Origin of the sequence: Neobacillus sedimentimangrovi (genome assembly GCF_010614825.1) — a bacterium.
Classification (GTDB): Bacteria; Bacillota; Bacilli; order Bacillales; family Cytobacillaceae; genus Neobacillus; species Neobacillus thermocopriae.
This window is the reverse complement of the sequence record NZ_JAAFZF010000068.1, coordinates 1-10,675: the sequence shown is the minus strand read 5'-3', so window position 1 is coordinate 10,675 and position 10,675 is coordinate 1. Positions and strand designations below refer to the sequence as shown.

Genomic DNA, 10,675 nt, shown 5'->3' with positions numbered 1-10,675 from the left:
TCTCGAGCTTGAAAGAGTACTATGACTTCTGCTGACTTCTGACTGCTCAGCTATCTATCACTAGATAGGTTACCAAGGTTACTTGGCGTGCCAGCCAGACCTCCCCGGGTAAGAGTGTAATCTTTCCTTCCATCCATCTGCTTCATTTACTCTGTATCACCTTCGGCAGAAAGGGCTTTGTTTTGTCATGCAAACTCACCCAGTGATACCTAGCCTCATATGAAGTTCGTGTTCCTCAGACCGGAAGTTTGCCGCTCGCTTCCTTCAGATTCCGCGTCACCACGGACACCCTTGCGTTAAGCTAACTGCTACTTCTGCCTTCGCAACTCGGGACTTTCACCCTATAGATTACACCCATGCCGGGCGCACATGAAAAAACCGACGGTATAAAATGACCGCCGTTTTTCTATGTAATGATTTGTTGAGCAATACTAAATCGTAATTATTGACTGCCTTCTTAAAAAAATAAGTGTTGGTGTATTGACTTAGGAAAAAACCGGCAAATGCTAAGCACTTGCCGGTAGATGAAGTTCTCATTATTTTTGGATAAACATTTGTGTCCAATGTTTCCCTGTTGGTTCATACCCTACCCCGATATGTGTAAAGTTAGGGTTGAGAATATTTTTACGATGTCCTTCACTGTTCATCCAAGCATTTACAACTTCCTGCGGTGTTCTTTGTCCTTGGGCAATATTTTCACCTGCAGATTTATACGTTACACCTTGGTCCCTCATCATATCAAACGGAGATCCATATGTTGGACTCGTATGAGAGAAGTAATTATTTTGCTGCATATCTTCTGATTTTTTTTGCGCCACACTATTTAATTTGGCATCGGCTTTTAAGGCAGGTAGACCATTTTTACGGCGCTGGGCATTCGTTAAATCAATTACCTGCTGGACGTACTGGCTAGCCGAGCCTGTTGGTGCTTTCGTTTCGGTTTGTTTTTCTGGTGCAGGTTGTGCTGCCTTTGATACCGCTGTCTGTCCTGACGGCACCTGTACTTTCGGTTGTTGTTCTCTTTGTTGGATCATACCAGTATATCCCTGTCCAGGATTTATACGGATAAATTGATACTTAGCATCCTGGATTAATACAGCCTTAGTATGCGGGTATTGATTGCTATTCATGCTTGTATGATAAGCAGAAATTAAATCATCATCATCATGGTCTCTTCTGTTTCTGTCTTTTTCATTATACAGATTTACATCCCAATCTGGTTCATTATTATTGTTATTCGTATAATCCTCGGTCAACAGTCCATTGTGGTCAATGAAATCATCCCTGCCATTTTGGACATTTAACATACCATTATCGCGGTTATCATTGTTTCCTACTCGATTATCGACATTATCATTGGCATTACAAGCCGCCAACCCTACTGTGATTAAGGCCGCGGCAATCACACTAACGGATCGTTTTATCAATGCCAATCCCCCCTTTTAAATTTGTGTTGCCTTTATATTTTTAATGATTTTCGTAAAAGTATTAATGGAAATAATCGACGATACTGAAAAAAAAAATCCACCGGGTACTACTCGGTGGACTAATGACTTATTTACCTTTTCATTTGGATCATGAATTTATAACGGTCAGCACGATAAACAGATTTTACAAATTCGACAGGGGTTCCATCCTTTAAAAATGTACTCCTTTGAATAAGCATGACTGGTGACCCATTTTTAATTTTTAGAAGCTTTGCTTCATTTTGGCTTGCTATTGAGGATTCAATCGTTTGCGAAGCATAATCAATCATTAAGTTTAAGTGCCCTTCTATATAGGCATACAAAGATTGCATGACAATTTGTTCAGTTAGACCTTTCACAAGATTGGCTGATATATAATTGGTTTCCAATGCCATTGGTACTCCATCTGCCAAGCGAATTCTTTTAATTTCGTAAACAGGGGCATACTCCGAAATTGACAATTGTGTTGCCACTTGATTAGATGCTGGAACAATCTCAAAATGAATTAATTCACTCCCCGGCTCCATCCCTCTTGCTTTCATATCCTCCGTAAAACTGGTCAATCCTTGAAGAGGCTGTTCAATTTTACGCTCCGCAACAAAAGTCCCCTTGCCTTGAAGACGATAAAGATAGCCTTCATTTACCAGCTGAGTAAAAGCTTGTCTAACTGTCATACGGCTTATTTTATATTTTTCAGCATATTCCCTTTCAGGTGGTAGAGCATCTCCTGGTTGCAGTTCTCCTGTTTCAATACATCCTTTGATTTGCTCAACAAGCTGAAAATAAATGGGGATGGGGGAATTTTTATTAATCATTTCTTAATACACCTTTCTGTCAAAAATCTGCCAATGAGCGGTCTTTATAACTGTTAAGAATGAATCTTAAGTCCAGCAACCGCTGCTTGATCTGCAATAATTGTAACATATGGATGATTTTTCAGAATAGATGCAGGAAAACTTTCTGTCACTTCCCCGTTCCAAAGCTTATGCATGGCATCATTTTTGGACTCACCGGAAACTAAGAGCAGTATTTCCTTACTCTTCATAATGGTGGCTATTCCCATAGTTATTGCTTTAGTAGGTACCTCTTCCTCGTTGTCAAAAAATCTTGCATTCGCTTTAATAGTAGACGGAGCTAAATCCACAACATGGGTATTAGACTCAAAGGATGTCCCAGGTTCATTAAACCCAATATGACCATTTTGACCAATTCCAAGTATTTGCAGGTCAACGCCGCCGTGTTGGGCAATTAATTGCTCATAACGTAGACACTCGGTTTGGATATCCTCCGCAACGCCGCTAGGAATAAAAGTATTGTTTTTATTTATATCAAGATGATTGAACAATTTTTCATTCATAAAGTAACGGTAGCTATTTGGATTATTGCCAGAAAGACCAATATATTCATCCAAATTAAATGTAGTTACCTCTTGATAGGAGGTTCCATTCTTTTGATGATCTTCAATTAAAATTTTATACGTCCCCACCGTTGTTCCTCCGGTTGCTAAACCAAGATTGATTCTTGGATGGTTCCTTACTTTTGCAATAATATATTCTGCCGCTTTTTGGCTCATTTCGTTATAATCTTTTACCTCAATTAATTTCATTTGATATCGTCCTCCTTATGAAAGGCCACTTCCCCTCGACAAATCGTCATAAAAATCTCCCTATTATGATCAAGAATGACGATGTCAGCATCTTTCCCTTTTGCGATGCTTCCCTTTCGGTCATAGATGTTTAACTGTTTGGCAGGATTCACAGAAGCCATTTGTATCGCATCCTCAATGGAACATCCTGTATAATTCAAAATGTTTTTGAAGGCTTGCCCTAATTTGAGAATACTACCAGCCAATGTCCCATCTTCTAGTACGGCTTTTCCATCTTTAACGGTAACTTCTTGTCCCCCTAGATCATATGTTCCATTTTTCAAGCATTTTGCCCTCATTGAGTCTGTAATTAAAATAAGGCCTTCACGTTGCTTTTGTTTATAAGCCAGCTTTACCATTTCAGGTCGAACATGCACTCCATCTGCTATAATTTCTGCCTTTAATTCATCATGTAAAAAGGCGGCTCCTACGACCCCCGGCTCTCGATGGTGCAGTCCTTTCATTTGATTAAATAGATGAGTCACATGATTAGCTCCTGCTTCAATTGCCTCAACAACTTGTTCGTATGTGGCATCTGAGTGTCCAATAGAAGCAATAATTCCGCTCTCTTTTAAATAGCGAACCATTTCCAATCCATTTGGCTGCTCCGGTGCTAGTGTCACCAACTTAATTGAATGGTTAGAAAGAGCCAGCCATTCCTTTAACAAAGATACATTTGGGTCAATGATATGATGAATGGGCTGTGCACCTGCTCTTTTCGCATTAACAAACGGACCTTCCAAATGAATACCTAAAACTTCTGCTTTTCCTTGGTCAGCCTGTGTTTTCATATATTCCCCAGCATTAATTAATGCTTTTTCAATTTCTTTTCGTTCTTGGGTCATGGTTGTGGCTAAAAAACTAGTTGTACCTTCTTTTGGAAGCGCACTTGCCATCGTATCCAATGCTTCCTTCGTTGCATCCATTGTGTCTGCTCCATTTACTCCATGAATGTGAACATCAATAAAACCAGGTACGGCAATATACCCATTTGGAACCTCGATAATTTGATAATCTTGGTCATTTTCAAGGTCAGATAGTACCCCGACCTCAATAATTTTTTTATTTTTCATTTTTATATATCCGTTTTCAATAAAACGGTCTTCCGAATAAATTTGAATATTCTTTATTAAAATAAGATTATCTTTTGGAATCATTTTTCGATACTTCCTTTCCAATGATACCTACATATTAGCATTGCAGTAATCTAGTTGTCTATACCAATTTACTTTATTATATATCAATTTAAATATAATCATTACCGTTTTTGTTACAAACAATCATATTTTTTTATTAGCAATTAAAATATTGGTATAGACATCTATAAATGTCTTGTGTATTATGTTAGTTGATAAGCGCTTTCAGATTGATTTATTTTTATTAAAGGAGAGAACACTTCTATGCTAGGATTTTTACAACGAATTGGTAAAGCACTTATGCTTCCTATCGCAGTGTTGCCGGCGGCAGGATTACTGCTTCGCTTTGGACAACCGGATTTATTAGATATTCCTTTTATTGCTAATGCGGGAAATGCTATTTTTGCAAATTTAGCGCTAATATTTGCGATTGGTGTCGCGATGGGGTTTGCTAAAGATAATAATGGTGCTGCTGCCTTATCGGGAGCTATCGGTTATTTAGTTTTAACAGAAGGTACAAAAGCTATTGATAAAAGTATCAATATGGGTGTTCTAGGAGGTATAATTACCGGTATTATTGCCGGAAGCTTATACAATCGCTATCGTGATGTCAAACTACCAGAATGGTTAGGATTCTTTAGTGGCAGACGTTTTGTTCCAATTGTCACTTCAGTTACTATGGTTATTATTGCTGGTGTTGCAGGATTTGTATGGCCTCCGATCCAAGATGCTATTAATGGGCTTGGAAATTGGATCATTGGTTTAGGGGCTATTGGTTCAGGTATATACGGATTTTTAAACCGACTACTTATTCCATTAGGTCTTCATCATGTGTTAAACAGCTTATTCTGGTTCCAATTTGGTGAATTTAATGGTCAAGAGGGAGACATTGCCCGCTTTTTTGCAGGTGATCCAAATGCAGGCGGTTTTATGACCGGTTTCTTCCCAATTATGATGTTTGGTCTCCCAGCAGCTGCCTTTGCAATTATTGCTGCAGCCAAACCTGAAAAAAGAAAAGCGGTTTCCGGTATGTTTATTGGATTAGCCTTAACTTCTTTTCTTACTGGGATTACCGAACCAATTGAGTTCTCATTCATGTTTATTGCCCCTCTATTATATGGGGTCCATGCCTTATTAACTGGATTATCGATGTGGGTCACCTCCATGCTTGGAATTAGAGACGGATTTACTTTTTCAGCAGGTGCCATTGACTATTTATTAAACTTTAATATTGCAGAAAAACCATTGCTTTTATTAGTAGTAGGACTAATTTATGGAGTCATTTATTTCGTTCTTTTCTATATATTAATTAAAGCCTTTAATTTAAAAACACCAGGTCGTGAAGACGAAGAAGAAACTATGGAAAACGCTCCTACATCGGATTCAACAAATATGAATAAACATGAAAAACTGGCTTATCACTTTATTAAGGATATTGGTGGTAAAGATAATATTTCAAATATCGATCATTGTGCGACTCGATTGCGTTTGTCGATTAAAGACATGGATAAAGTAAATGACGCAGATTTAAAGGCACATGGAGCAAAAGGTGTAATGAAATTAAATAAAACAAATTTACAAATCATTGTCGGAACCGAAGTAGAATTTGTGGCAGACGCTATGAAAAAATTGAATCCATCATCCGTTCATCCAGAGGAAACTATCGAAACAGTATCCACCCATCTACAGGGACTTCCGACCTTATCGGACAAAGAGTTCGTGATGCCTATTGAAGGGGAAATCATTGAGTTAAGTGAAGTGCCGGATCAAGTATTCTCACAAAAAATGATGGGAGATGGCTTTGGTATTATTCCAGCGAAAGGATCCGTTGTTTCACCTGTCGACGGTGAAATTATCAATATATTCCCAACCAAACATGCGATCGGAATTAAATCAAAGCAGGGTTATGAAATTCTTATTCACATTGGAATTGATACAGTCAATTTAAAGGGTGAAGGTTTCAAAGTTTTAGTCAATGAAGGAGACTTAGTCACTAAAGGACAAGAAATACTCACGTTTGATTTAGAGTTAATCAAAAAATCAGCTCCTTCGACAGTGACACCTATTATTTTTACTAATTTAACTAAGCTAAATATGAAAAAACATGGAAAAGCAACTCAAGGTCAAAGTGGAATCCTTTCCATTGAATAGAAAAAAGCGGCAGGTGAATGAAAGGCACCTGCCGTTTTTTATACCAATACTTCAGAATTCTCCTTATGAAAGAAAGTTTTCATGGCGTGGAAAACATCTGCTTTTTGTTTAAGAATATAGTAACGGAATCGCTCATCTTTGATATTCTTGTAAGCCGACATGAGGGTAGAATGGCGATTATACTGATTAACTTCACCATAGCCGAACATGTTAGACACTTTCATTAATTCTTCTACTAATTTCACACAACGCGCATTATCTGATGTAAGGTTATCTCCATCTGAGAAGTGAAACGGATAGATGTTAAATTTTCTTGGATTATATTTAGAATCTATAATTTCAAGTGCCTTCCGATAGGCCGATGAACAGATCGTTCCCCCACTTTCTCCTTTAGAAAAGAAGTCTTCTTCTGATACAATTTTTGCTTCTGTATGGTGGGCAATAAACTCAATATCCACTGTTTCATATTTCGTTCGCAAGAAACGCGTCATCCAGAAGAAAAAGCTTCTTGCCATATACTTTTCCCAAATCCCCATAGATCCACTTGTGTCCATCATCGCGATGACAACGGCTTTTGAATCGGGCTTTACAACTTCATTCCAAGTTTTGAATTTTAAATCTTCTTTAAAAATTGGATGAAATCCCGGTTTACCTCTCATGGCATTCCGTTTAAATGCCGCCATCATCGTTCTTTTCTTATCGATATTGCCCATTAACCCAGTATTTCGAATATCGTTAAATTCGATATTTTCAACCAGATGTTCCTGCTCCTCTTTTTTCTTTAAATTCGGAAGCTCTAATTGCTTAAATAAAGCTTCCTCTAGCTCCATTAAGGATACTTCAGCCTCAAAATAGTCTTCTCCTGCCTGATCACCGGCCCCTTGCCCTTTACCAGGGCCTTTCTGAGCACTGGATCCATCACGTGCCACTACATCACCGATTTGACTGTCACCATCACCTTGGCCCACATTTTTATTTTTGTCGTAATTATATCGAATTTTGTATTCATCCAAAGAACGTATCGGAATTTTTACCACATCTCGACCGTTAGACATTATAATGCTTTCTTCTGTAATTAAGTCGGGTAAATTATTTCGAATCGCCTCTTGGACTTTTTCTTGATGCCGCTGCTGGTCATCGTATCCTTTACGATGGAGGGACCAATCTTCTTTTGAAATTACAAACTGATGGTTATTGACAGACATTATAAACCCCTCCTTTTAACATTTTGTCATGAAAAATGCACATAATTTTTTTTTAATACATACAATATCGCGAATGGAAAAAATACGAATAAAGATGGATTACTTTATCCTATGCATATTCAAAGAATAATTTACAAATAATTTTGATAATTAGTTATCTGTCTATAAGGTTGGACAATCCTTTTTCATATTCTGAAAAAAATGCTAATGTCGTCTATCTAGAGCCTGATTAACTATTCTCCACAGAACAAGCTTTCCTACCCGAGAGTTGGTACACTTCACGTAAGGTTGCTGAAATCTTGCTACGCTTTACATTTTGAAAAAAACAGACCGGCAGAGTTTCCGCCAGTCTTATTTCCATTACCTATTCAATAAACTTCCTACATAACGCAATAATTCATTTGCTGAAGTGGAATTGTAGCCATATTCATCAATAAGTCGGGCTACTACCTCGTTAATCTTCTTTAGCTGTTGCTCATCCGGTGTTTTCGTGGATGTCGTAATCTTCACAACATCCTTTAGATCAGCAAACAGTTTCTTCTGAATTGCCTCTCGTAAGCGATCATGGGAATTATAATCAAAACGCTTGCCTTTTCTTGCATAGGCGGAAATACGGATAAGTATTTCTTCCCTAAATGCTTTTTTTGCATTTTCTGAGATGCCAATTTGTTCTTCAATCGAACGCATAAGCTTTTCATCCGGATTGATTTCTTCACCTGTTAAAGGATCGCGTAACTTGGCTTTGTTGCAATATGCCTCCACATTATCCAAATAATTGTCCATTAATGTTTTGGCAGATTCTTCATAAGAATATACGAATGCTTTTTGAACTTCTTTCTTCGCAATGTTATCATACTCTTTTCGAGCCAATGAGATAAAATTCAAATAACGTTCACGTAACTCTGGTGTAATTGACGGATGTTGGTCTAGCCCATCTTTAAGTGAGCGTAAGACATCCAATGCATTTATGGAAGGTACTCCCTTGCGTATAATCGTGGATGAAATCCGGTTAATGACATAGCGTGGGTCAATTCCGCTCATTCCTTCATCCGGATATTCTTTTTTCAATTCAGCGACGTCAGCGGAGTTGTATCCCTCCACATTTTCTCCGTCATACAAGCGCATCTTTTTAATGAGGTCAATATCAGCTTTTTTCGGTTCTTTCAAGCGCGTAAGAATGGTAAACATAGCTGCCACTCTAAGAGTGTGTGGAGCGATATGAACATCAGCAACATCACTTTCTCGGATCATTTTTTCATAGATTCGCTCTTCTTCTGACACTTTTAAGTTATACGGGATGGGCATAACGATAATCCTAGAGTGTAGCGCTTCGTTTTTCTTATTGGCAATAAAAGAACGATACTCTGTTTCATTTGTATGTGCTACGATCAGTTCGTCAGCACTAATAAGAGCAAACCTTCCAGCTTTAAAATTTCCTTCCTGTGTTAAGGATAATAAATGCCACAGGAATTTCTCATCACACTTTAACATCTCCTGGAACTCCATCATCCCCCGGTTCGCTTTGTTAAGTTCACCATCAAAACGATAAGCACGAGGGTCTGATTCGGAACCATATTCGGCAATGGTGGAAAAATCAATACTTCCTGTTAAATCAGCAATGTCCTGAGACTTAGGATCGGATGGGCTAAAGGTTCCAATCCCTACCCGCTTATCTTCCGAGAAGAAGATACGCTCAACCAGAACATCTTCAATTCTTCCACCATACTCCTCCTCCAAACGCATCATATTCAGAGGTGAAAGATTCCCTTCAATTCGAATACCGTATTCTTCATAAAAGTCTTGTCGCAAATGATGGGGAATTAAATGGAGTGGGTCCTCATGCATGGGGCATCCCTTAATTGCAAATACTGCGCCACGGTCTGTTAGTGAATATTTCTCTAACCCTCTTTTTAGCATAGTGACAAGGGTCGATTTCCCTCCGCTAACAGGACCCATCAGCAGTAATATCCGTTTTCGGACATCTAGTCTTTTGGCTGCTGGGTGAAAATACTCTTCGACCAGCCGCTCCAATGCTTCCTCTAAACCAAATAATTCATTACTAAAGAAATTATATTTCTTCGTTCCATTGACTTCTTCAATTCCCGCATCTTTGATCATATTATAGACACGAGAATGTGCGGACTGTGCAACCCAAGGCTTTTCTTTTAACAATTGTAAATAATCAGCGAATGTCCCTTCCCAACGAAGTTTCTCTTCTTCTTCACGGTATCTTTCAATTTTTTTTAAAATATCCATAAGGCCCTCCCCCTGTAGTTAATCAGAGACGATTAATATACTTTATGCACTTGAGCAATTGAACATGCATCCCGATGTTGGATTACTCTGTTTCTTTTGTAAAACTCAGTTTATTACGATGATTCAGATAATAGAAGTGGATAACCGAATTTTTTCTTCTTACTCTTTTCATTTTGTTAACTTAGGCTATAATAAAACTATATGTGTATAAATGAAATTCAATAACAAGGGGGCAATACATAATGGGTACGTTCCTAATCCTTTTAGTTATGGTCGCATTTTTAGCAGCAATCTTCACTTCAGGATATAACGACAAACCAGGTTCTAATAAATAATTCAAAAGAAAAGCGGAAGCTCCCTGTTCAGCGGCGTATGGCTTGGAGGTTCTCCAATTGAGATAAAGGAAACACGATGAGCGAAGCGATTCGATGTTGACAATCGAAGGGCGAAGACCGAAAGACATTAGCCGCTAGGGGGCTGGAGCTAGACAATTCTCGAAGTTGAAAATATACTATCTTATCTCATAACAAAAGGGCTGCTAGATTGGCAGCCCTTTATATATCAATCATAAATCCCCTCTTTCCAACTCGTATTCGCTTGAATAATGCTGATGGTGGAAGCAGTCTCCTTACTTGCTTTTAAAAATCACTAAATGTGCTCAGCCTTTTTGAACTTCGTATTTCATTTATGGTTCTCCGTCAAATGTTGGGGTGGTAAAGAAATCAGGCCACCCCTATCCTATATGTAGACCCATTCCTTTATACTGATGTCTCAATAAGATTCTTGCTCGAAATCTCTTGAAGTTTTTATATCCAT

Annotated in this window: 7 protein-coding genes; 1 reads left to right on the top strand and 6 read right to left on the bottom strand. The window is 38.2% G+C overall.

Going from position 1 to position 10,675, the window contains the following annotated elements:
• Positions 1-536 precede the first annotated feature (536 nt).
• The 4 genes from GZA11_RS15380 to nagA form a co-directional block, all read right to left on the bottom strand.
• A complete protein-coding gene (locus GZA11_RS15380; RefSeq protein WP_038540085.1) occupies positions 537-1,427 on the bottom strand; it encodes a CAP domain-containing protein in 891 nt (296 codons plus the stop codon).
• Between the two features lie 131 nt (positions 1,428-1,558).
• Complete coding sequence (locus GZA11_RS15375; RefSeq protein ID WP_038540081.1) at positions 1,559-2,281, bottom strand: GntR family transcriptional regulator; 723 nt, start codon at positions 2,279-2,281, stop codon at positions 1,559-1,561.
• Positions 2,282-2,334: 53 nt separating this feature from the next.
• A complete protein-coding gene (nagB, locus tag GZA11_RS15370) occupies positions 2,335-3,072 on the bottom strand; it encodes a glucosamine-6-phosphate deaminase (protein WP_163184326.1) in 738 nt (245 codons plus the stop codon).
• Positions 3,069-4,268, bottom strand: a complete 1,200-nt coding sequence (gene nagA / locus GZA11_RS15365) for an N-acetylglucosamine-6-phosphate deacetylase (protein ID WP_204317775.1) — start codon at positions 4,266-4,268, stop codon at positions 3,069-3,071. Before nagA ends, nagB begins: the two co-directional genes overlap by 4 nt.
• Before the next feature lie 243 nt (positions 4,269-4,511).
• Here nagA and nagE point away from each other — a divergent pair, with 243 nt between their 5' ends.
• Positions 4,512-6,398, top strand: coding sequence for an N-acetylglucosamine-specific PTS transporter subunit IIBC (gene nagE, locus GZA11_RS15360; protein WP_163184325.1), 1,887 nt, complete (start codon positions 4,512-4,514; stop codon positions 6,396-6,398).
• A gap of 38 nt (positions 6,399-6,436) precedes the next feature.
• Here the strand turns inward: nagE and yhbH are convergent, their stop codons facing one another.
• Both yhbH and GZA11_RS15350 read right to left on the bottom strand, forming a co-directional pair.
• Positions 6,437-7,603 carry a sporulation protein YhbH gene (gene yhbH / locus GZA11_RS15355; protein ID WP_038540067.1) on the bottom strand — a complete coding sequence of 389 codons (1,167 nt, stop codon included), beginning with the start codon at positions 7,601-7,603 and terminating at the stop codon, positions 6,437-6,439.
• A gap of 360 nt (positions 7,604-7,963) precedes the next feature.
• Positions 7,964-9,859: a PrkA family serine protein kinase gene (locus tag GZA11_RS15350; protein WP_038540064.1), complete on the bottom strand. Its 1,896-nt coding sequence runs from the start codon at positions 9,857-9,859 to the stop codon at positions 7,964-7,966.
• Positions 9,860-10,675: the final 816 nt, after the last annotated feature.

Excerpts from the sequence above, each read along its gene's own strand:
- GZA11_RS15375 (WP_038540081.1), bottom strand. The coding sequence starts at position 2,281 with ATGATTAATAAAAATTCCCCCATCCCCATTTATTTTCAGCTTGTTGAG.
- nagB (WP_163184326.1), bottom strand. The coding sequence starts at position 3,072 with ATGAAATTAATTGAGGTAAAAGATTATAACGAAATGAGCCAAAAAGCG.
- nagA (WP_204317775.1), bottom strand. The coding sequence starts at position 4,268 with ATGATTCCAAAAGATAATCTTATTTTAATAAAGAATATTCAAATTTAT.
- nagE (WP_163184325.1), top strand. The coding sequence starts at position 4,512 with ATGCTAGGATTTTTACAACGAATTGGTAAAGCACTTATGCTTCCTATC.
- yhbH (WP_038540067.1), bottom strand. The coding sequence starts at position 7,603 with ATGTCTGTCAATAACCATCAGTTTGTAATTTCAAAAGAAGATTGGTCC.
- GZA11_RS15350 (WP_038540064.1), bottom strand. The coding sequence starts at position 9,859 with ATGGATATTTTAAAAAAAATTGAAAGATACCGTGAAGAAGAAGAGAAA.